Source organism: Bacillus sp. 05T21 (assembly GCF_056396785.1).
Window position 1 is genome coordinate 54,810 of sequence record NZ_JBFTMD010000023.1, and the last position, 20,835, is coordinate 75,644.

The 20,835-nt window shown below is 32.5% G+C and carries 22 protein-coding genes and 7 pseudogenes; 10 read left to right on the forward strand and 19 right to left on the reverse strand.

Annotated elements, in window-relative coordinates; all coding sequences use genetic code 11:
* Positions 1-2 precede the first annotated feature (2 nt).
* A complete protein-coding gene (lmuA, locus tag AC1DKZ_RS26125; RefSeq protein ID WP_476997386.1) occupies positions 3-1,070 on the reverse strand; it encodes a Lamassu anti-phage system protein LmuA in 1,068 nt (355 codons plus the stop codon).
* A 416-nt stretch (positions 1,071-1,486) separates the two neighbouring features.
* On the opposite strand from lmuA, the gene AC1DKZ_RS26130 reads away from it, so the two are divergent.
* Positions 1,487-1,909 carry an NUMOD1 domain-containing DNA-binding protein gene (locus AC1DKZ_RS26130; RefSeq protein WP_476997387.1) on the forward strand — a complete coding sequence of 141 codons (423 nt, stop codon included), beginning with the start codon at positions 1,487-1,489 and terminating at the stop codon, positions 1,907-1,909.
* A 254-nt stretch (positions 1,910-2,163) separates the two neighbouring features.
* On the opposite strand, the gene AC1DKZ_RS26135 is transcribed toward AC1DKZ_RS26130, so the two are convergent.
* The 3 genes and pseudogenes from AC1DKZ_RS26135 to AC1DKZ_RS26145 form a co-directional block, all read right to left on the reverse strand.
* Complete coding sequence (locus AC1DKZ_RS26135) at positions 2,164-2,565, reverse strand: (deoxy)nucleoside triphosphate pyrophosphohydrolase (protein ID WP_476997388.1); 402 nt, start codon at positions 2,563-2,565, stop codon at positions 2,164-2,166.
* Positions 2,566-2,607: 42 nt separating this feature from the next.
* A pseudogene (locus AC1DKZ_RS26140) lies at positions 2,608-2,781 on the reverse strand (HNH endonuclease); the annotation flags it as partial.
* A gap of 210 nt (positions 2,782-2,991) precedes the next feature.
* Positions 2,992-3,915 (reverse strand): HNH endonuclease, encoded by a 924-nt coding sequence (locus tag AC1DKZ_RS26145; protein ID WP_476997389.1) that lies wholly within the window; start codon positions 3,913-3,915, stop codon positions 2,992-2,994.
* A 125-nt stretch (positions 3,916-4,040) separates the two neighbouring features.
* Between AC1DKZ_RS26145 and AC1DKZ_RS26150 the strand changes: the two are divergent.
* Positions 4,041-4,316: pseudogene (locus AC1DKZ_RS26150) on the forward strand (DUF5123 domain-containing protein); the annotation flags it as partial.
* Positions 4,317-4,575: 259 nt separating this feature from the next.
* On the opposite strand, the gene AC1DKZ_RS26155 reads toward AC1DKZ_RS26150, so the two are convergent.
* Positions 4,576-5,079: a hypothetical protein gene (locus AC1DKZ_RS26155; protein ID WP_377946258.1), complete on the reverse strand. Its 504-nt coding sequence runs from the start codon at positions 5,077-5,079 to the stop codon at positions 4,576-4,578.
* Positions 5,080-5,412: 333 nt separating this feature from the next.
* Here AC1DKZ_RS26155 and AC1DKZ_RS26160 point away from each other — a divergent pair, with 333 nt between their 5' ends.
* Positions 5,413-5,550 (forward strand): hypothetical protein, encoded by a 138-nt coding sequence (locus AC1DKZ_RS26160; RefSeq protein ID WP_476997399.1) that lies wholly within the window; start codon positions 5,413-5,415, stop codon positions 5,548-5,550.
* Between the two features lie 372 nt (positions 5,551-5,922).
* Here the strand turns inward: AC1DKZ_RS26160 and AC1DKZ_RS26165 are convergent, their stop codons facing one another.
* Positions 5,923-6,357: a hypothetical protein gene (locus AC1DKZ_RS26165; RefSeq protein WP_476997390.1), complete on the reverse strand. Its 435-nt coding sequence runs from the start codon at positions 6,355-6,357 to the stop codon at positions 5,923-5,925.
* 376 nt (positions 6,358-6,733) lie between these two features.
* Between AC1DKZ_RS26165 and AC1DKZ_RS26170 the strand changes: the two genes are divergently transcribed.
* The gene (locus AC1DKZ_RS26170) at positions 6,734-7,828 is read left to right on the forward strand and encodes a response regulator aspartate phosphatase (RefSeq protein WP_476997391.1); all 1,095 of its coding nucleotides are present in this window, start codon (positions 6,734-6,736) and stop codon (positions 7,826-7,828) included.
* Positions 7,828-8,154, forward strand: a complete 327-nt coding sequence (locus tag AC1DKZ_RS26175) for a hypothetical protein (protein ID WP_003192985.1) — start codon at positions 7,828-7,830, stop codon at positions 8,152-8,154. Before AC1DKZ_RS26170 ends, AC1DKZ_RS26175 begins: the two co-directional genes overlap by 1 nt.
* A gap of 514 nt (positions 8,155-8,668) precedes the next feature.
* Here the strand turns inward: AC1DKZ_RS26175 and AC1DKZ_RS26180 are convergent.
* Complete coding sequence (locus tag AC1DKZ_RS26180) at positions 8,669-8,920, reverse strand: hypothetical protein (protein ID WP_476997392.1); 252 nt, start codon at positions 8,918-8,920, stop codon at positions 8,669-8,671.
* A gap of 264 nt (positions 8,921-9,184) precedes the next feature.
* Positions 9,185-9,547 carry a hypothetical protein gene (locus AC1DKZ_RS26185; RefSeq protein WP_016127872.1) on the reverse strand — a complete coding sequence of 121 codons (363 nt, stop codon included), beginning with the start codon at positions 9,545-9,547 and terminating at the stop codon, positions 9,185-9,187.
* A gap of 233 nt (positions 9,548-9,780) precedes the next feature.
* Here AC1DKZ_RS26185 and AC1DKZ_RS26190 point away from each other — a divergent pair, with 233 nt between their 5' ends.
* The 3 genes from AC1DKZ_RS26190 to AC1DKZ_RS26200 all read left to right on the forward strand — a co-directional run bounded on the left by AC1DKZ_RS26190 (position 9,781) and on the right by AC1DKZ_RS26200 (position 11,119).
* The gene (locus AC1DKZ_RS26190; RefSeq protein WP_476997393.1) at positions 9,781-10,284 is read left to right on the forward strand and encodes a hypothetical protein; all 504 of its coding nucleotides are present in this window, start codon (positions 9,781-9,783) and stop codon (positions 10,282-10,284) included.
* Positions 10,274-10,729, forward strand: a complete 456-nt coding sequence (locus AC1DKZ_RS26195) for a CDI toxin immunity protein (RefSeq protein WP_016127871.1) — start codon at positions 10,274-10,276, stop codon at positions 10,727-10,729. Before AC1DKZ_RS26190 ends, AC1DKZ_RS26195 begins: the two co-directional genes overlap by 11 nt.
* Positions 10,730-10,891: 162 nt before the next feature.
* A complete protein-coding gene (locus AC1DKZ_RS26200; protein ID WP_003192969.1) occupies positions 10,892-11,119 on the forward strand; it encodes a hypothetical protein in 228 nt (75 codons plus the stop codon).
* Positions 11,120-11,435: 316 nt separating this feature from the next.
* Here AC1DKZ_RS26200 and AC1DKZ_RS26205 read toward each other — a convergent pair whose 3' ends face one another.
* Positions 11,436-11,714, reverse strand: a complete 279-nt coding sequence (locus tag AC1DKZ_RS26205; RefSeq protein ID WP_003192967.1) for an AbrB/MazE/SpoVT family DNA-binding domain-containing protein — start codon at positions 11,712-11,714, stop codon at positions 11,436-11,438.
* Between the two features lie 70 nt (positions 11,715-11,784).
* Between AC1DKZ_RS26205 and AC1DKZ_RS26210 the strand changes: the two genes are divergently transcribed.
* On the forward strand, positions 11,785-11,913 hold the full coding sequence (locus AC1DKZ_RS26210; protein ID WP_215567967.1) for a ribbon-helix-helix domain-containing protein: 129 nt from the start codon (positions 11,785-11,787) through the stop codon (positions 11,911-11,913).
* Between the two features lie 383 nt (positions 11,914-12,296).
* Here the strand turns inward: AC1DKZ_RS26210 and AC1DKZ_RS26215 are convergent.
* The 6 genes and pseudogenes from AC1DKZ_RS26215 to AC1DKZ_RS26240 all read right to left on the reverse strand — a co-directional run.
* A pseudogene (locus tag AC1DKZ_RS26215) lies at positions 12,297-12,963 on the reverse strand (methyltransferase domain-containing protein); the annotation flags it as partial.
* A pseudogene (locus AC1DKZ_RS26220) lies at positions 12,955-13,175 on the reverse strand (hypothetical protein); the annotation flags it as partial. The pseudogenes AC1DKZ_RS26220 and AC1DKZ_RS26215, both read right to left, overlap by 9 nt.
* 262 nt (positions 13,176-13,437) lie before the next feature.
* Positions 13,438-13,962: a nuclear transport factor 2 family protein gene (locus AC1DKZ_RS26225; protein WP_476997394.1), complete on the reverse strand. Its 525-nt coding sequence runs from the start codon at positions 13,960-13,962 to the stop codon at positions 13,438-13,440.
* A 153-nt stretch (positions 13,963-14,115) separates the two neighbouring features.
* Entirely contained in the window at positions 14,116-14,508 is a 393-nt protein-coding gene (locus AC1DKZ_RS26230; RefSeq protein ID WP_003192952.1) for a nuclear transport factor 2 family protein, read from the reverse strand.
* 4 nt (positions 14,509-14,512) lie between these two features.
* Positions 14,513-15,334, reverse strand: coding sequence for an MBL fold metallo-hydrolase (locus AC1DKZ_RS26235; RefSeq protein WP_476997395.1), 822 nt, complete (start codon positions 15,332-15,334; stop codon positions 14,513-14,515).
* Positions 15,335-15,628: 294 nt separating this feature from the next.
* The gene (locus AC1DKZ_RS26240) at positions 15,629-16,249 is read right to left on the reverse strand and encodes a DsbA family protein (protein ID WP_476997396.1); all 621 of its coding nucleotides are present in this window, start codon (positions 16,247-16,249) and stop codon (positions 15,629-15,631) included.
* Between the two features lie 970 nt (positions 16,250-17,219).
* Between AC1DKZ_RS26240 and AC1DKZ_RS26245 the strand changes: the two genes are divergently transcribed.
* The gene (locus AC1DKZ_RS26245; RefSeq protein ID WP_476997397.1) at positions 17,220-18,647 is read left to right on the forward strand and encodes a serine hydrolase domain-containing protein; all 1,428 of its coding nucleotides are present in this window, start codon (positions 17,220-17,222) and stop codon (positions 18,645-18,647) included.
* A gap of 548 nt (positions 18,648-19,195) precedes the next feature.
* Here the strand turns inward: AC1DKZ_RS26245 and AC1DKZ_RS26250 are convergent.
* From AC1DKZ_RS26250 to AC1DKZ_RS26265, 4 genes and pseudogenes are all read right to left on the reverse strand, one after another.
* Positions 19,196-19,789 carry a TasA family protein gene (locus AC1DKZ_RS26250; protein WP_000053757.1) on the reverse strand — a complete coding sequence of 198 codons (594 nt, stop codon included), beginning with the start codon at positions 19,787-19,789 and terminating at the stop codon, positions 19,196-19,198.
* 269 nt (positions 19,790-20,058) lie between these two features.
* A pseudogene (locus tag AC1DKZ_RS26255) lies at positions 20,059-20,187 on the reverse strand (IS6 family transposase); the annotation flags it as partial.
* An 81-nt stretch (positions 20,188-20,268) separates the two neighbouring features.
* Positions 20,269-20,379, reverse strand: a pseudogene (locus AC1DKZ_RS26260) (IS6 family transposase); the annotation flags it as partial.
* A gap of 70 nt (positions 20,380-20,449) precedes the next feature.
* Positions 20,450-20,683 (reverse strand): annotated as a pseudogene (locus AC1DKZ_RS26265) (DDE-type integrase/transposase/recombinase); the annotation flags it as partial.
* Positions 20,684-20,835: the final 152 nt, after the last annotated feature.

Genomic DNA, 20,835 nt, shown 5'->3' on the forward strand with positions numbered 1-20,835 from the left:
GTTTATCCCTCCCTCAGGGCTAATTCAATATTTTGCATATACAAGATTTCTTTTTCTTCTTTAGATAACTCAACATCTACTTTGTCATCGAAAGCATTTTGCAAAAGTATGACTAGTCCACTTCTCGTTAATTCATCGTTAGTATCAATTTGTTCTTTAGCATATCGAGAAATATCCCTATTTATATTTTGTAATATATTTGGAGATTTATTGCACTTTTCTTTAACACTTGCCATCGCTCTCCTATATAAGCTTTCTTCTTTCAAGCCTAAACGTCTGCCTTTATAATCGGCACAAATATCCTCAAAAGTTAAAACATCCGCATTAATCTTTTTTGAGTTATCTAATAATGATGCGAATTCTGTTTTCGAATAACTCTTTTTATTAAGTACAGTATTAAATTCATCTTGTAAACTAAACTCATAATTTTGTTTGGTTGTTAAAATATCCTGCAACGTATTAAAAAGTGCATCGGCAGCTGTTATACTAATATCTATTTTTTGTTCCATTAATAAAGAATTTAATTTATATTGGCTGATTTCTCTATGATTATGAAAAGACATATCTAACAAAGAATATATAAACTTCGGTGATAATCCTTTCTCTACAAAGACCGGGCTCTTAGACATATTTTCTTCAATTAGCTTTTTAATTTCTTCATCTAAATTTTCAAATAGAATTCTTTCTGCATTGACCATTTTCTGTTTATATTTTAAAGGGTTATTGGTTATTAAATATATTTCTTTAATATCTGCATCTATTTTCTCAATATGGTCATACATTTTCAAAAATACATCTTTATTTGTTAAACTTTTCAGTTCAAAATTCCCGGTAGTAGAATCCTTTGTTTTCAATTGATAGGTCACAATGGTTGGTTTTTCGTTTGATGTTTTAAATATGACCACATCATCAATACAATCCATGGCAACAGTAAAATCTTCGTTTTGATATAATTCAAAAATCTTCCACATAGCAAAACTAATCTGCATAGCTAACCTGTTTGAAGACCTTGAACCTGTATTCTCACGTGCTTCGTAAGTTTCCAAGCTAGGATAAGAACTTATATCCACTAGCCATCCCTCCTTTAAACCCCAAAGGCAATTTCACAATTCCATTTATATAATGAATTTTTTTCCGTTCAAAATTCTTGTTCTTAAACTGCAATAGCAAAACATCCTTTTTACCATATTATATCAATTTTAAGCTATAATTTGTTATAAATTTCATTTTTCATCCTAAATCATCCAGTGCTAATGAGCTTTTTAATTTCTTTTTTACATACAGTTTCCTATTACACACATCAAAACCACGCCCAGTGACGAGCGTGGTTCGTTTACTTGCATTTAATTTTCACTGTAGGCTGATCAACACCTTTTCCATATGTCCATTCAATTTGCTCTATGCCATAACTTTTCGTGGAAGTTTCTCCTGTCATCTACATTTCTTTCCAATATAATACTTGTACACTTATATTGGAGGAATGAAAATGATAGATAAAAAGAAACATAACCTATATTCTACATGGAAAAATATGATGGCTAGATGTTATGTCAAAAGCCATCCAAATTATAAATATTACGGTACTAAAGGAGTGACAGTCGCCGAACGATGGCATAGCTTCAATAATTTTATATATGATATTGATAACATTATGCCAAACGGTCATTTATTATATAGCTCTGATTATCAATTAGATAAGGATAAAAAAGGTGGGATACTATATTCCCTCGAAAATTGCAGTGTTATATCTACTGAAGAAAATAAAAAAATAGCATATACAAAACAACAGCGCAGAATTATTGCAATTAACAAAACTGATGAAATCTCATTTCATTCAGTCTCAGAGGCGAGTCGAGCTCTCAATATTAAACGTCCCACTCTTATCAATTATTTAAAAAATGGGAAGTAACATACTACAGGCTTTCACTTTAAATATTACAATTAAAAACTGTTGTAAGGTTTCACTCATTTCTGTATAATTGTTTTAAAATAATTTTCGGATACGTTGATACATCAACGTTAGTTGGGACCCCGTAGCTCAGTAGGGAGAGCGCCATCTTGACAGGGTAAAGATCATGAGCCCGAGCCACCGGAGTCATACAACTACTTTTAAAACAGTTTATAACTTATAAAAATCTGTCTCATTATTTCTTATTTCAGACCTTAATTTTTAAACTTCAAACATAAAACTCCCACGGTTGGAAGATCCGCCGGGGCCCACTTTAACTCCAATAAATTATTAACATGAACCCATATCAACTCGGCATGCTCAAGCGCTTTAGGTATACCGCACTCTATGTATGCCTTATAAGTAGCAAGATGAACTATAATATTCTCATACTCATGATCCACTTCTTCTATTTTTTCACCAACAGTAATTAAACATCCTAGTTCTTCTTTGATCTCACGTATCAATGCATCTTGCGGCATTTCCCCTTCATTAATTTTCCCACCTGGAAATTCCCAATAGTTCGGTAATGACATTGTAGGAGAACGTAATGCACATAGTATTTCATTCTTCTCATTAAAAATGACCGCTCCAACAACCGATACTTTTTTCTTCATGAATCGTCACTTCTTTCACATCTTATTTAGTACATATACTCTCTATATCTCGTCTTCTTGCTTATATCGCGCCATCTTCTTCTCTAATTTTGCAACATCTTCATGTAGATTTAAAACATGCAGCTTCCGATGACAATTCGCACATACTCCAACAGTATTATAAATCGTATCTTCTCCATCCTCTGATAGCCATTTCACATGATGTGCTTCTAAGTATGGATGCCCTTTTTTATCTTGGAAAGGAGCATGCTATTTACATAACTCCCATTTACCTTGCGCAGGTCTTTTGGCCAGCTCAGCTACATACTCATTACGTTGATGTACTGTATATTTTGTAAAGCACCTATTATAGCCATGAGATGCTACCTTTGTAGCTCGATCCTTTAATTTATTTTAACTTATTACTCCCAACAATTTTTTAGCCACTTAAGCCTGAAATTCAATCTCTCTATGCCATTTCATATATTGACGCTGCATTTCATTCATTTGGATCTGTAACTTATCATGTATATTCAAGAAGATTTTTAAAGTTTCGTCTATACTGTTCGAAATTAAAATTCTCCCGTCGTCTCCAAAACTAATAAAACCTTTATCAAATAACGCATCATGGTTAGGACAAAGTAGTAGTCCATTGTTTATATCTAACCTTTCCCTATGATTAGATTGACTCCAAGGCTTAATATGACTTGCTATTAGAAAACGTTTATCAGAGACTCCACATAGTTTACATTTCTCTTCATTCTTCAACAAATTCTTTTTAAAAATGGATTGTCCAATTCTAGATTTTATAACTTGTTCTTTTTCAGTTTGGTCTAATACATACGACAAATCCTTCTCTATTTCTTCCAGAATAGTTTCTTCATCACTACCCCCTATGTTTGATAGCTTGTTCCAAGTATCCCTATTTTTTTCTTTAACTATTGTTAATAAATAATCAGCAAGTTCTAGAGTTACTCTAAACAGGTAACCAGTATTACCACGCCCAACCTTATTAAATGGAGCGTATTTTTCACCCTGTAGCTTTAATATGTTTTCTATGAAATCTTTATATATAATAGGAATCTCCAAATCATGGTATTCCACATTTACAATCCATCCTTCTTTTTCCCAGAGCTCAGTCTGTTCTAGTCCAATTGGCTTATCATGAACCTTATAATCTTCTTTTGCAACCAAAATTGATACTAGCCTTCCTTTAAAACTATTAAAAATGATGTCACCTTTTCTTATCATTTTCATATCTGTCCAGTGATGAAATGTTTGTCCCTTGTTATTTTTTTGTGGCGCCCAGAGAAATCCTCCCTCCCTCTCCTCCTTATAACTTTTATTTTGAAATACAAGAAAATAATTCATTTTTCTACTCCCCATATATTAGATTGGAAACTTATCTTATCAATATTTAAGTAACTGTTTATATTCAAATAAAATATTATCAAATCTAGTACTCTTTTTCACATGAAACATCTAAATTATTCCTTATTGCTTTTTATGGTACTTCATCCCATGCACAAAATAATTTAAATCATCTTGTCATAGACAATAACGAAGTAACAAATTTGAAATTAGGACTAAGTGAAGCAATTGCTGTGAATGGGAATGTAGATTCTTTTGAAGTTACCAATAACAAAGTGCATGATAACAACATTGGAATTGTTCTTATTGGACATGAAAGCATATCTCCAGTAGCAGCTTTAGATCAAGCGCGGAACGGAATTATTCGTAACAATATCGTTCATTACAATTCATCTTTCAATTTTTCCTTCATCAAAGTTAAGTGCTCATCATTTCTACTGTTATAGTTACAATATCGATAATTCGAACCTTTACCACAATACAGCACTTCCCCCGTTTGCTTATGTTTATGAATATATACGTAATACATAACAATCACCTCACTATCCTTATATCTAGGGATAACAAAGTATAAATCTATAGAAAATAATTTAATCAAAAAAGACTGATACAAATCAGCCTCATTTTGGATATTTTCTAGCTATTATATTCTTTGTTCAATTAACCTCTATTCTTACACAACCCTACCAGCATCTCTTTCTCTTCTTCTGTAATAACCTTTGGGTTTAACGTCTTATCTTTTATTGCTTCTAATTCTTTAATCCCCAACTTTTCCTTACTCTCAAAGTAATCATCGGTAGCACTATAAGATTTAATTCTACCAATTAGATCTCTATCAAAATCTAGTGGAATGGTTAAAACTTTAGAGAACACTCTACTTCCTATTATAATTACTTCGTCCTCTTTAGCGCTACAATTTAGAGATTGAATTTCTTTATCATGTTCACCTTTAAATAACATCTTTTCAACATAAAAATAAGCAGTTATATACCTTTTCTTGCCAATCCTAGCGTTAAAAAAAATGTACGAACCTACTCTTAAATGCTTTTTTATAATATTGCCTTTCCTTCCACTGTCTCCGTATACCAATTGCGTAAAATTAGGATCAACGTGTCCTTCTCCCGCTTTTTCTGCACTATAAGTAATAATGATATGTTCACTCATATTTTTCTCTCCTCTTATTCTGGAAAATCTCCAGATTTCATTAATAGCCTAGCAATTTAATCGCCAAAATTATTTAATACAAAAGTCGTTACTTCAATTTCATTCATAGCCGCTGTAGCTTTACCGATACTTCCATCTTAAAGCCCCTAGAAATAATTATGATTTTCTACGCTTTTACTAAAATCTCTATTTATCCATCTTACACTCATTTAATACCTTATATAAATAATACTATACAAAAAATGTATTATTTATGTAATATTGGTAAATTGATAATTTATTTTCAAGTAATGCTTATAATTGATATTGAACTTCAAAAAGGCGGTGGGAAATTTGAATGAATTGAAAACTGCGGAAGAAATTATGGAAGCTATCAAAAATTTAAGCAACGAGGAAAGATGGAAGCTGCTAGACAAAATGTACGATGAATACTACAACACAACAGGTAACGAAGCTCCAATAGACTATTAATGTAAAAAAGGTAAATTTTATAACTCAAAATCCATCAAAAGTCACTACAAGCCTGCAATGACTCTCTGTTAAATTTTATTAACTTTAAATATAATCCTATTAACTAACCTTCTAAAAAGTCATACAGGCCAATCTAAAAATCCATTTTTCATCATACTCAATAACTTTATTTCATAATTAATCTTATCTCGTGAAATATAAATAAAAGGGAAAATCCCATCCGTAAAAATAGATTTGATTTCCCCTTCCTTCTATAAACTAATAATAAAATTGATATTTTATTTTTAACTTCCTTATTTTCTCGTTCAGATAGCGACTAGATTGCCAATGAATCAATATCTTTTATTCATTTAAATTCATTTATTATTCTTTTCATTGCACGCTTAACACCACTATAGGCTGTTCCAATTTTTTAGTAATAGAATTATTACCCGTACAATCGAATGATTTTCTGATTTTTTCATATAAGTAATACTCATCATTCCACGAATGTTCTTGGTAGATACGCCATAACCTCTCCCAAAACACACTTTCAAAATCATCTCGGAAAACCCGTTTGTTTTTCCATGCATTTTCAAATTTATTAAGAGTAGATCGCATCAAAGACCTTATTAAATAATCATTAAATATGATATAGAAAGCATCTTCTCCTTTTTCCAATCGAAGCATTACATACTTATCCCACGTCTTTTCTACCGCAAGCACCTGCTTTACTTTTTTATCATTATAAATTCGTTTTATTCGTTCCAACTTATCTTCCTGCTGTATTTGAATATGTGTTTTCTTTTCTCTTTTGTATAATTTCATGTTGCCGCCCCCATAATTTTTAGAAATATTTTCAAGTTTGTTGTGACAAAACTACAAAAAGTGTTGTATTTATGAATGTCTAAGACAGGAAAGGAACTATCTCTCACTCGGTCTATTCGTCTCTACACGCACAAAACGTGACACTATATTGATAAAAATTATTATTTATATGGAATGACGGCACTGAAACACAAAAAAGACAAGGAACCTTACCTTGTCTATCTACAATCAAAGCTTATTCGCTAACATATCCAATCTCTAATCATGGAAATTAAATTGTTAGATAAATGTTGAGAAATATAAAAATTACATTTCCATTGAATTACATTTTTGTTATTCTTAATTATAAGAATATTCAAAAACAGGAGGGGACTTCATGAACGTTCATACACAAGATAATAAACAGATTACGCAATTACTAAACGAATGGTATCACTCTATGTTGTCACAACAAAATATGCAAGCAACAAACTTAAAACAAGAAATAGAAGATAGACTTTCCAATACCAAGAAAGATGAACACTTATCACTATATTATTCGTTACTAAATTTTAGATATACAGTATTAACAGATGGACTTAGCATCACAAAAGATAGTTTTAATAAAATTAATTCCTTCGATATACCCGAAAATAGCTTTCTATCCTATTATTATCACTTCTTCAAAGCCATGCACGAAGCAATGATTTCAAATTACACTAAAGCTAGAGATGAGTTTGAAAAAGCTGAAAAACTTTTAATGTACGTACCAAATGAAATGGAACTTGCGGAATTTAATTATCGTATTGCTTCATTCCACTATCAAACATACCAACCCCTAGTGGCAATTCAATATGTAACGAAGGCTAAAGATATATTCTCTAAACATGCAGGTTACGAAATTAATTTAGCTGCATGTGACAATGTTTACGGGCTATCTTGCATAGATTTAAGACAATTTGAACAAGCAGAAATTAATCTTAATTCTGCATTAGATATTCTACGGAAACACGATGAAGAATCTTTAGTCCTTAGACTAAGACACAACTTAGCGTGGTTATACGCAAATCAAAATCTTTCAAAATTAGCAATTCGACATGTATCCGAAGTGACGAAAAAAAACCCTAAACATTTCAAAGCCATTTTTGTAGAAGCACGTGAGTATTATAAATTAGGCGAACATACTCTTGCCGAAGAATTGATTGAAAACGGTCTACGTATTTGTAATGAACTTGAAAATAAAGAACTTCTACCTCATTTTATGATTCTAAAAGAACTAAATAATAAAACTTCCGCATTATCTTTAGAAAAAGAAATTTTAGAAGGGATTTCTTACTTTAAAAAAGAAAAACTATGGGACTGCGTGCAAGAATACACTGAAATTTTAGCAAATGCATTCTATCAAGAAGAAAGTCATGTACAAGCTAGTAAGTATTTTTATATGAGTAATGAAGCAAGAAGAAAATATGAAGAAAAAGGGGCGTTAAAGTAATGAAAAAGATTGGATTAACAATAGCTGGATTAGCCGTATTAGGAATTACATCTTTAGGATTAGGACATACAAATGAAATAGCAAAAACGAAACAAAAACTAATAGCAGTAAATATAGGCGATACCTGGTCACCTCAAAGACCTGATTTAGCTTACAGTCACGGTCATACTGGCGGTTCTCCTGAATATACACATGGAGAAGGCTGGTCTCCATCTTACACACACGGGGAACCTTGGGGTATAGCTGATGGTAATACTGGTGCACCTGCTTACGACCATGGAAGACCGCCTGCACCTACGAACACACATGGTGAAACAATAATTTAACAAACAAAAAGAACGCCCTAACCCTTACATTAGGCGTTCTTTTTTCGTTGTAAAAATAAAACCCGCGAATTAAATCGCGGGTTCTTGTAATAATTCTTGGGCATCTATCATAATATCCGAAACATTAACACCTCTACTCTTGCACATTCCTACCATTGCAGGAATAATGATTTGAAATTCCTTTTCTTTGATAACACTTGTATACGAAGCCCTAGCATTAGTTTCTCTTGCGATAGTTCTCCGAGATTTCAAATTAATCCCTTTCTTTATCTTGTTTACAAGATGACTGCAAAGTTATTGCCAACCTTTATTTGCCCAAATGGTACCGTGAATAACTACGGAATACCGATTAACATGCTTGAGAAGAATCTGTCTAGGAGTTTTATACTGCACTTCTTCTTTTGCTAACGTTTTAATCACCATTTTTTCTTGCAACTTGGTTTCAATTTCAGTAATATGACGCCATTAACTTTTGTTTCATGAACATAGAGCATCGTTAAATGTCTTCTATCAATTAACGTCTTAAATTATTACTAGGGTCTCCATCAGGATTGCTTCGAATATAGGGCTCAACATATGTTCCATCCTTTCGATAATACCCATCTACTGAATGTACACCCGGACTGGATTTACCACCATTATCTTCTGGATAATCATCTTCTTCATTAGAATCATCACCATATTTGCGTAAACAATCACTATCCGTGCTACATCCTTCATGTGGCTTTGAATCAGTAATTAATGACATTATTTTTGCTACTCCCACTGCCCCTCCTATAAAAAACCAAAATACAACTAAAATAGTAACAGTAGTCTGAAATAGAGTTGGAATAGTCTTGAATAACTCTGGAATATCTTTTATTGCAAGCCCTCCAGCGAAAGTACAAAAAATATAAATCAAAATAATTACTATAACAATTATCAACTCGAAATTTAATTACTGCCTTTTGCAAATCTTCCATCACTATTAATCTCCACTCGATTTCTTACTATCTATTTAAAATGAAACCCATTACACGCAGCATCCCATCTAATTAACCTTAATCCAGATATAGTCATCCTCATATTTAACATTTAATTTTAATCGAATCCCCTTCATATAAACCTCTAATTGTTTTATAAGATCCTCATCATCAGGGTTATCATATCTATCTACATCTAAATATAACTTAAATATATTTCCCTTCGTTAACTCAAACTCCCATTTTAGAAAGTTATGTAACATATTTTCTTTATTCATATAATTATTTGCTTCCATATAATCTAGTAATTCATATAAATTATAGTATACTAAGCTACTTGGTCTAAGGCCTTCACATCTTGGGCAAAATTCTCTATATCTGTCTTGTAATTGCATAATCATTTCTGTTCCACATTGATTACAGTTATACATATAACACCCTCCTCTACTAGATAACTCAATTTCTCTCCCTTATTTCCTGTCCTTGAAATTATAAATTATACTATTTTGTTTAACAAATATTTTTCTTATGCAACTGAAAGTATAATTTATTCTCCAGGTGAATTTCTATCTTAGTTTTTGGTTTTAATCCAAATATCAATACCCTGTTTGAGGCTTAAGTTACTGTGGTGTATAATTATCAAAAATTCTAAGGAGTTATATATATGGTTAATATAAAAGTAATAGCTGAGGTTTTGAGGATAGGGTTACAAATTGGTTTATTTTCAAAAACTGAAGTAATCGAGTGGGCTGATCATACAATTGAAACATTAGATAGTCCTTCTATTGAAATTATAGAAGTTTCTTTATCCAGTAATGATAAGTTAGTTGATATTGTATCTAAATTAAAAAACATAAAAGGAACGTATGATAAAAAATTACCCATAAAAATTATACTGGGACTGTTATGGGAGAAATTTATGATAAATGAAGAAAATGTATTGAAAATAAAACCATTTATATCTAATTTGATATATTATAATTGCTGTGAGGGATTCGATTATGTAGATGAACAGCTGTATAATTTTAATGAAGAAATTAATTTAGCCGCAAATAATATATATGGGAATCTAGAAGATATTAGTCAAGAAATAAAAAGGTTTTTATCTATTTATAAAGATTTTAGTATATATTTTCATTTACCTTATGGTGGGCTGGATGATGAATAAAAACAACAGGTCTCAAAGACTCTTAAAACTTCTTGAAGCAAATAGAAAAAAGCATAAACCTACTCATGGTGCTTTATATGATGAATGCGTCTGCGTGTTAGGTGCTGGAACTAAAGAATTAGCTCCTGAAATAGGATCAGAAATATACAAATTATTAAATGACTCTTACCCTTTTGAATGGTGGGGACGAATCAGTTGGAATAAGGTTTCCCTTAAACATGCCATTGACTCCATGGATCAAATATCTCATCTTATCCCATTGGAAAGTAAAGTCTATATCCTATGGAGTACTGGACCTACTCCAAATTTAAACGATATATTACATAATATTGACGATGTAACGGCGGTTGGTAGCGACACTTATCTTTTTTGTCCAAATAATTTTGTTATAGAATTTTACCATGAAGGTGAAATCATGATTGGTTTTGGAAAAAACCGTATTTAACAGCCAACATACAAAGAAATTTTTTTGTTTCTAGATTTATTGATACTGATATTGATGTGTTATGTAAACTTAATATAAATACCTTATGCAATCAAAATACCTTTCATCATCTATATTCTTGATGTAGTAACACACTGGATAAAAGGTAGAGGGAGATAGACAATGAAAGAAATCATTAAAGAGATTGTTTCTACAAGTAAAAGATACAAAGTTCAAGTTATCAAACGATATGATGGTTTTTACACTACAGAAGTTTTTGCGTGGTTTGAGGATTACGGATATGAGTATTGGGCTCCTATTAAGCAGGGTTTATCGTTAATTGATACAGAAAAACATGCCATATCTATAGCAATGGAAAACTTAAAAGTGTATTCAGGTGAGAGTGATTAGTGGGGATTAGCCGAGAGTTATTTACTTTATCAAGTTTTACTTTAGTAAATAAAAGGCTAGTTAGCTCTTATAATGAACTAACTAGCCTTTTTATTTTTTTTTCCTTTTTACATATGTTCCTCATGCAATTTCCGTTCAGAGAATTCGATAAATTCCTCTAGCTTTTGTTTATCTATAATCGATACGAAAATATACACTAACTAAATTTCGACAAAAAAGAATGGAAATGATTCTATTTTTAGTAAATATTTTTATAAATATTACGATACACGAAATTACTATATTAATTTTAATAAAAGCTCCTCAAAGGAGCCACTTATTTTACAAGGTACTGTTCTACTTCTTTTATTAATAGTTCGGCACCTTCTGGACTTAATGTTATCTTACCGTTTGCTAATGATATGTTACGATTTGATATCTCTCCTGTTAATGCACAAACACCACCGGGCTGATATTTTTGTAAAACAATGTCTTCACCTTCTACAAAGATCTCTAATGGTGATTTTTCTTTAATACCTAGCGTATTTCTAAGTTCCTTTGGAATTACCACACGCCCTAAATCGTCTACTTTTCTAGTCACTCCGGTTGCTTTCATCTAGCATCTTTCCCCATTTCAATATCAATTGTACCTAAGTTATTCTCTACTATTATAACAAGCTTTCCCCATACCTGAAAGTTTAGTTACATTTACAAAAGAACAAGTGGAACAAATAGAAAATTATTGGCATGAAAATAGGCTTAAGAATCGAAATGAAGCAATGCGCCAGCTCATAGAGAAAGAATTTAAATCATAAATAATGAGTACCCTTTTTATTTTCCCTAAAAAACCTAAAAACATCTGTAAAGCCTGTATCTATCTTTACATGTTTTTTTATAATAAATAAGACCTATTGTATTAACTACTTCATCAAAACGCAAAATAAACCGATTTGGAAAGCCGTTTTCAAATCAAACCTCATTTTTATACAATTCATCCTTATTTGCCGCTTCCCAGCGATTTTTCAGTCTTATATAATTGAATTAACAAATATTAGGGTTTTTTTAATGAATATACAAAACGTATCATCAGCACTCGACAACCCTAGATTGTAAAGATGGTCTATCTTCCTTTGTGTATTGCATTTCTAAGATTTTTATTTCCCCTTACCCCTTTATACTTTATTTGTACCAATACCCATTACTTCACCTTTTCTAAGACCATAAAGAACGTACTATCCGGTAGCACAACTGCATTCCCAGACTCATCTTTAAACTCGATTTTCTCGCTAAGATGGCTTATATATCCATCCTGCAAATAGTTCCTAGCTTGAACAATGTTTACTTTATCTCCAAAGATACCCTTTACGAAATCCTTATAGTCGTTTTGCGTAAATATTCCAAACATCTGCAAGTACCTCATATTGGATTATACGACCCTTAAATCCATGGACATACTGCTCTAAGAATTTCATTCCGCCCGCATCTTTAAAATGAATCACACGCATTAACCTTTTATCTTCGGTCATGATGCCATCACGAATAATAATACGACCTCCCTGCTTTAACACCTCGTAGGCACTCTGCAGACCCTTTTTAATTACTTCATGATTGAATTTCTTACCTTCATACTCAATATAAGAGAACAGCTCATGTAGGATAGAAGAATATACAATCGTATCAACCGATTCTTTATCAAACGAGCTACTTAAGTTGATTGCATCCCCTTTAATGACGTCCCAAGAACGACCCTCGGTCTGCTTCTTCTTTTTCAACGTTTCAATCACGTTTTCCGAAATATCGATACCGTAGATTCGTTTATCCCCGATCTCTTCTTCAATCATGTCTAGCATGACACCACCGCCGGAAGAAGTCCAAGATTTTTTTCTTTATTATAAGTTAATTTTCCATACTTACCTAAGATAAAAAGCTCTTTTAATAAAAATTTGCTACCAATCTTAGATTAGCCCAGCATTAAAGCGGATTCTCCTGGAATCGGCATTGCTTGTAATATTGCCAAATCTTCATCAAATAGCGTTTCATAGATACTACCCTCAGCATCCCTACCTAAATCCACATCACTATAGATGCATATCTTGCTGGATCACGTTCATCCTTTCTTACAAACTAATGCGGTTATCTAATTTAATAACTGTGTAGTTTTAGCGTTAAGTTATCAGAAAATACATGAAATAAGCACTCTATAAATAATAGTAAATTAAATCTCGTTAAAACAAAAAGGGATGTCCTAGTACCATGCCTAGGACATCCCCTTTACTTATCTAAATTTCTAAATCCTATACATCTCTATCAATTAAACAATTATTAGATATATCTTCTACCTAAAACATTGTATTATCATTAGCTGCCTCATTTGGAATCTCTTGAATTACATCCCAGTGTTCAACAATCTTACCATTCTTTATACGAAATATATCGACTATAGCAACTCCCTTATCTTGAGAATTAGCTCGAGAATGTACATGAAGAGCTACTGTATCTCCTTCAGCTACTACACGTTTTATCTCTGCAGAGGAATTAGGATTTTTAACAAAATCCTCCTTAAAGAAATCCATAAAGGCTTTTTGTCCATCAGCAACAAAAGGATTATGTTGCTGATAATCTTCGCCTACATATTTAGGGATAATATCAATATTGTGTTTATTAAAAACTTCATTATAGAAATCAACTACCATTTTTTTATTCTTTTCATTTTCTGTCGCTTCTTTTGATACTGAGGCAACATTCTCACTCTTTATTGAGTTTCCTTTGTTATTACCGGTGGAAGCTTGAAATATCAAAGTCGACACAATTCCTAAAATAAACACAGAAATAATTATTACTACTAAATTTTTCTCTAATTTCATTTATACCTACCTCTTCTAATTATATAAATTATCTTCCATAACACGCTTGAGAAGTAGAAACCTTCTCAAAAATGTAATGTAAGGGGTAATGTTAGGAAATTTCGTTTATCCTAACAATTCCCCCTATACAAGGCATGTTAGAAATGATTAACTCTAACTTAATACCTCATTAACAGTTGCACTGTCCACAATTTGAATAAACTTCTTAACTTTATCGTTTTCATCAAACTCATACAGATGACAAAAATCTGCTATAAACGATTTCCCTGTTGCTTTGTATGTTCCACTATATTTCCCATAAACAATAACAGTATTATTATTAAATGTATAAATTTCATCCTTTGCACTATAGTTATCCCATTCCGTGCCAAGGCGTTCATGTACATTTTTCACCACTTCATCTGGACCTATATAAGTCCCCGCATATGGAAATCCAGCAGCTTCTGTCCATGATACATTTTCACTTAAATACGTTTTGAAAGCATCCAATTTTCCTTCGCCAGTTAACACATACGTTTCATGTAATAGTTTCTGATATTTATTCATAGCATTAACCCCAAGGCATTTCTTTTGTTACAACTTTTGCACTTAATTCTAATACACCTTTATTTGCATAGCCTGGATATGCTGCATCAAGTTTCGCTACAAAATCTTTTGAAGTTTTACTTTCCTCAGAAGCTTGAACCGCAGTTCTTAGGTAATCCATAGTTGCAGTAAGTGCCTGATTATTTAAAGATTTTTCAATTGATCCATGGCTAGGTACAATTATGTCAGCATTTAATGCTTGTAATACTTTCAAGTTTTCAATCCATGCCTCCATTGCCGCTTTTGAGCTAGTATCCGCTAAGAATACATGTATTTCGTTAAATACATCAATACCACCAATTAATACTTTTAGCTCTTTATTAAATAAGCTAGTTCTGTAATGATCTAAGCCTACTAGTTCAAATGTTAACCCCTGAAACTCAATCGTTTTTTCTTTAAACACTTGAGGTAATACTACGTTGCTTGGTGCGTTTTCTCCTAGGGCGCCTTTCCAAACTTTTAATTTACCTAAGACAGAATGAACAATATGTTCAACAGTAGACTCTGTAGCATACGCTATGGCTTCTGGATAAGCAGCTTTAATACTCTCTAATCCAAAGTAGTAGTCTGGATCTCCATGAATAATAAAAATTTTATCTAAAGATAAGCCGTTTTTTTTCAGATACTCAACAATTTCTTTCGAATCAGATTGAGTAAATTTTGAGCTTATTAAAAATGCATGCCCCGCTTTCTCAACTAAGGTTGCAGTGACCATAAAACTTTTTTCGTCTGAACTAAACACCGTCAATTTCACATCTTTTTGATTTGTATCGATTGTTTTAAACATAGAATGTTATTCTCCTTTTGTTAAAGTTATTTACTAGTTAACATATTTTTATCTTGTTCCGACAGAAGTTCCCTCTTCAATTTACCTAAAAGTGTGATAGCACCAGCAAATAGGCGAGAGATGAATGTCGGTTGGCGTAAGCTAACATGTTTGCTACTATAGTCAATAGAAAAATTAAAATTGGACTCTTTTTAAAAATAAGTTGAAACTATGACTGTTATAAAAAGGTTTAAGTCCATCCACTTCTAGCCTTTTTTAAAACGTTAAATGTTATATACTGTAACTTGAAATTTTTTAATATAAATTTTTAAAACGTGCTTCGATTTTATCTGGCGTCATTACCCCGCCACCAATAGGGATAATTTGATTATCCTTTTGTAAAAGCAAAGAAGGATAACTATTAATACCAAGCTGTCGAACTTTATTGAAGTCGTTTTGGGCATCTATTATTGTTTCTTGAGCGTTTAAACGTTCTAATACTTGTTTAGGATTCAAACCAAGCTCAATTGCAATCTTACGATATGTTTCAGGATCACTTAGACTTTGTCCCTCATAATAAAACGCTTTTTGCATAGCCGCAGTGAATTCTAACAAGCGGTCTGGTGCTAATGAGCGTAAAGCTGAAAAGCCAATTGCAGCATCTTTCGAATTCATTTTAAAAGTCCCTTCCTCCACCAATTTTTGATATGAAGGACCAAATTCTGCACCTGTAAGTTGATTAATTCTTTTATTCCCCTCTTCTATATATGAGAAATTTTTTATTGGTAAATCATCTAAAAATAATCCTCCACATAAAACTGTTAACGGCACTTCAGTGTGGTTTTTGTAAAATCCTTTAATACTTTCTGAAAAGCCATAGCACCATCCACAATAGGCGTCCCATACGTAAATAAGGTTATCTTGTTTTGTCTCCATTTAAATCTCCTACCTTTATTTTTATTATCTAGCTCAGCTAACTTTTTGGTTTATATAAGTACATCTTTTTATACCTTGTTCTTTTTGGGATACCTTACTATATTCCCCAAAAACTAATATTTCCAAAGAAAGATTAACCAAGGTTTTTAACAAAAGATTACGTTGCACATTATTGCCCCGTATCAGAAAATACTAAAGTTGGGATTATGCATTAATTTGAATGCATTAGTAACTTTCTACACCGGGTGGCAACGTGTGGACCACCATCCTTAATTAAATATATAAATCATATTTTATTTTAAGCAGATATTAGTTGTAACTTATTCGATTACAACCTTATGTAACCATATTAGTTACAACTATAGTAGAAGTCAATTCTTTTTTAACAAAAACAATAAATTTCTACCCTAACGCTTTTAGAATTCTATTATTAAAAACTGGCTTCTTGTTCTTAAATTTGTTAAGAAGCTTAGTAATTCTCTAAAAACATCACTAGTAAATATGGAACAACAAATTCAAGATAATTTACAAAATAAATAATATAAGTACCTCTTTCATGACTTACCGACAGAGTACCAGTTCTAGTACATAGTTTTTTTCAAAGCATTACTCTGGGGATCTCAATTTTACTATTTGGGGATTTATGCTTTTCTTAGCTTGATTGCTGTATAATGATAATAAAGTTATTGAATTTTGATTATTAAAAGCTAAGAGCCTTACTACATTCTACGTAGCAAGGCTCTTTAAAGTTGTTTCAAATTACATCCATCTGTTTATATAATACTTAAAAAATGAATAATAAAGTTGTTTACTTCTTATTGAACTAACGCATCTGTTCGTTTAAGTGTAACTCTTCACAATTACTTGATATTATATAGGTGAATAGAAAGATAAATTAAAATTTAGTTTCGTAGTTGTAAAAGGAGGTTATTTATATTATTCTCTTATAATTTTCCAAAAAGGAGAGTTTATGAAAAAGATCATTGTTTTTGTATTAACGATATTTATATTATTCTCAGGATTCGCAACACAAAGTTATGCGTTGTCAGATTCGCAATCTGCGGCAATACAAGCGTTGCTAGATGATGCCTSTCGTATATCAGGTGTGCCGGGAATGTCAATCTCAATACTTGCTGATGATGAAGTGTTCTACTTTTCTTCAGGGTATGCWGACCGTGAWAAGGGGTTGTCTGCAAGTGAARATACACTCTATGAGTTAGCCTCGGTCAGTAAAGCTTTTACCGGTATGGGTATTATGCTGTTGGAAGAGCAAGGGCTGCTCTCAATGACTGACCCTGTCCAAAAATATTTACCTTGGTTTACGTTAAAGTATCAAGGGAAACCTGTTGATATGCAAAGYCTTACACTAAATAACTTTCTTCACCATACCAGTGGTCTAACAAATATTAGGCATACTCAAARTATTCCACAAGGCAATACACCGGATATGTTGCAAAAGACTGTGGAAATGCTCGTGGATGCTGAATTGGCGTTCCCTCCCGGTGAACAGTATAACTATGGAACCGTTAATTATGACGTATTGGGTTTGGTTATTGAGATTGTGTCGCGACAAAGCTATGAAGACTTTATGAAGGAACAGGTATTTCAGCCGTTAGGTCTTCACCAGACGTATGTTTATAAAGAAGATGCTCAAGCCACTGGACAGTTGGCACAGGGCTACCGTTCTTCCTTTTTTATGACAACTCCATTTAAAGCTCCGGATTATGCTGGGAATAAACCCGCAGGCTACATCATTTCTAATACAAAAGATATGGCGCGTTGGATGGGCATACAGATGGGTATCGTGCAGGACATACCCGAAATATTTCACACGGTTATCGAAAAATCACATAGGGGTGATATGTCTGTTTCGGCCGTCAACGGTATGTATTATGCGGCAGGCTGGTCCGTAAACGCCGAACAAACGATTATAGAACACACTGGGGGCAATCCAAATTTCAGAACCGAAGTAGCGATACTGCTAAATGAACGAACAGCCGTCTCCTTGCTGAGCAACGGCGCAAATACCAATATAAACATGGTACTAAAAGTTAAAGATATATTAGAAGGCAATCTAACTCAGTCATATGAAATAAGCGGCACACAGCTTTTGGATATCATTTTGTCGTCTATCACAATTATTCTTTGCCTATTGGCCGTTTTGCTATTTCTCTTAGGATTACGCAGAAGGAAAACGAATGAGCGGCAGCCAATGACAAAAAAGAGAATAACCGTAACAGTTATTTTCCTGATCGCTACGATTGCCCTGGGTATACTGTGCTGTGCTTTAGATTGGTCAACAATACTTATTTGGCAAACATATAGTGTTCTTACAGCTTTGATTTCGTCAGCATTATTAACAGCAAGCATTACATGGTTTGTATACACTCACCGATAAAATACCTCGCTCCCAAGATAAGCATAACGTTAAGTAATTAAATTTGAATTTATCGGTATGCTTAATTTGAAAAACATAAGACACTTCGGTGTCTTTTTTAATATCATCGACAATTTTCCCAGTCAAACCTAATTACTATTGCTTCCACTAACCTGCTCCGTTCGTGGAATAAGGATTTTTAAACAACTATATTATTTTTTAAATGACTTTATTGTAAATTAAACAACTTTATTATTTCTGCACAATTGCAGCGTGGGGATTTCCTTATTCAATGTATATGGATACCCTTAAACATACAAAAGCAAAAAAAGAGAGTCGTTATTTACTCTCTTAAACGCTCTACGACTTTTGGCTATTTTTTTCTTCTATTTATAAATTAAATGTTAGTTTTACAAAACATTCAAAATGTTAAACTTCCAAAAGCCATTAATATCATGCGCAAATGCTGATATCAATGGCTTTTGGTATAGATATGTTGTAATCATTCTTTTAAATTATTAAAAGGCATAAGCTCAGTTTTACTTTTTACCAGTATTATGCTCTTAAATTTATCTTTCTTGTCCATCTGTTTGATTGGCTTGGAACTCCATTTTTAGCGCAATACTATCCCCTTGGAACACGTTTTGATCTGTTCCGTTGTCTTCAAATATAAACTTTATCCAAAACCAATCCATTTTCCTAGGTTTTAATCCTCCTGTTTCAGTCCACTTAGAATGAAATACTTTTTTGGAGGCAATCTCTGGGCTTTGTGATTTTAGTTCTGCAAGAGTTGTTTCGTATACAGGGCTTTTTGCAGGATCCCAATCCCAAAGAAATTGTACTTTAATATGTTTACCTAAATCTTCTGTAGTGTTATTTTGTTTTAAATCGTTTACAGTATAGTCTATTTTCATCATGATATCTTTAATATCTAATGTACCACTATTTGTTAAATTGAATTTCTTTAATATTTTGTCCCCAGGTTTTAAATTTTCTAAGTTAAGTGAAGTAGTTGGTTGCATAGCTAAATCCAATGTACCTGCAGCAAATGAATTATTTGTCACCACTTGATCGCTAAAATATGCATATGTTCCCCCACCAATTAAAGATAAACCCAGAGCAGCTGAAACCACTCCAACACCTAATTTCTTTTTCAATGACATTTTTTGTTCCTCCCATATCATTTTTATAATCTTTCTCCCTAATCAACCGAAAAGGTCCCCTTAATACAGATATACCATGAATTGTCAAAAAATTATATTAAAAGCAGCAAATTCCTTATTGAGAAAATTATGTTATTATCTATCTTCTGTAAATGAAGCGTCCCAAAACCAGAAAAATTGGATTTATAATGATCAAAACCTATGCCAAAAACGGTTCTGGTGCAAAGTTTTAAAAAAACATAAACAGGTTGGTAAATGAGGACCAATGTTTAGGAAGTAGCTAGTAATTGTTGTAGTTCATTGTACGTTGAAAAGGCGAAGTCTCTTTGGAGACTTCACCTTTGTTTATATAGGGCATGAATGATCTCAATACCTTTAATCGTACGTGAAGCATCACGAAAAATATTTCACTTCCAAAACATGGTTCTGGTGCAGAGTTTCCAAAGACATAAAGAGATGGGGAATATTGCGGACCAGTTTTATGAAACTATTAATAATTCATGTAATGCGTTATACGTCGAAAAAACGAAGTTTGATTGAAGACTTCGCCTTTGTTTGTATATGGCATGAACGGTTTCTATACCTTTAATAGGGTTCTGGTGCAAAAATAAAACAAAAGAGAATAAAGCACATATATTCCTAACGGAATCGTATCGTATCTTATATTGCAAGTCCAAACAATTGATGGATGAATTCTTTTTGATTTTGGACAGACTGGTTCCGTAAAGCAATCTGTTCTTTTTTAATCATATGCATACCTTCTACTCCAGAAAGAATGGATGTAGCTGTGTCAAAAGATTTAAGACCTAGCATAGAACGGATTCGCTTCTTTATAAAGCGATGATCTTGTTCTACTATGTTATTCAAGTACTTTTGTTGTCTAAGTCGCATACCGCTAGGTATGCTTTTTCTTACGATTAGTCAACCTGTATTTATAGATTTTTGAGGGATTGAGTACCAAAAATCTATATCACACATGTATCCACGTATAACGCATACTAAATACCCCTAATATGATTCTTTTTTTTACTAGGGGGAGATATGAT

Coding starts and splice junctions, on each gene's coding strand:
- AC1DKZ_RS26130 (WP_476997387.1), top strand. CDS start 1,487: ATGATAGATAAAAAGAAACATAACCTATATTCTACATGGAAAAATATG.
- AC1DKZ_RS26135 (WP_476997388.1), bottom strand. CDS start 2,565: ATGAAGAAAAAAGTATCGGTTGTTGGAGCGGTCATTTTTAATGAGAAG.
- AC1DKZ_RS26145 (WP_476997389.1), bottom strand. CDS start 3,915: ATGAATTATTTTCTTGTATTTCAAAATAAAAGTTATAAGGAGGAGAGG.
- AC1DKZ_RS26155 (WP_377946258.1), bottom strand. CDS start 5,079: ATGAGTGAACATATCATTATTACTTATAGTGCAGAAAAAGCGGGAGAA.
- AC1DKZ_RS26165 (WP_476997390.1), bottom strand. CDS start 6,357: ATGAAATTATACAAAAGAGAAAAGAAAACACATATTCAAATACAGCAG.
- AC1DKZ_RS26170 (WP_476997391.1), top strand. CDS start 6,734: ATGAACGTTCATACACAAGATAATAAACAGATTACGCAATTACTAAAC.
- AC1DKZ_RS26175 (WP_003192985.1), top strand. CDS start 7,828: ATGAAAAAGATTGGATTAACAATAGCTGGATTAGCCGTATTAGGAATT.
- AC1DKZ_RS26185 (WP_016127872.1), bottom strand. CDS start 9,547: ATGTATAACTGTAATCAATGTGGAACAGAAATGATTATGCAATTACAA.
- AC1DKZ_RS26190 (WP_476997393.1), top strand. CDS start 9,781: ATGGTTAATATAAAAGTAATAGCTGAGGTTTTGAGGATAGGGTTACAA.
- AC1DKZ_RS26195 (WP_016127871.1), top strand. CDS start 10,274: ATGATGAATAAAAACAACAGGTCTCAAAGACTCTTAAAACTTCTTGAA.
- AC1DKZ_RS26200 (WP_003192969.1), top strand. CDS start 10,892: ATGAAAGAAATCATTAAAGAGATTGTTTCTACAAGTAAAAGATACAAA.
- AC1DKZ_RS26205 (WP_003192967.1), bottom strand. CDS start 11,714: ATGAAAGCAACCGGAGTGACTAGAAAAGTAGACGATTTAGGGCGTGTG.
- AC1DKZ_RS26225 (WP_476997394.1), bottom strand. CDS start 13,962: ATGAAATTAGAGAAAAATTTAGTAGTAATAATTATTTCTGTGTTTATT.
- AC1DKZ_RS26230 (WP_003192952.1), bottom strand. CDS start 14,508: ATGAATAAATATCAGAAACTATTACATGAAACGTATGTGTTAACTGGC.
- AC1DKZ_RS26235 (WP_476997395.1), bottom strand. CDS start 15,334: ATGTTTAAAACAATCGATACAAATCAAAAAGATGTGAAATTGACGGTG.
- AC1DKZ_RS26240 (WP_476997396.1), bottom strand. CDS start 16,249: ATGGAGACAAAACAAGATAACCTTATTTACGTATGGGACGCCTATTGT.
- AC1DKZ_RS26250 (WP_000053757.1), bottom strand. CDS start 19,789: ATGTCATTGAAAAAGAAATTAGGTGTTGGAGTGGTTTCAGCTGCTCTG.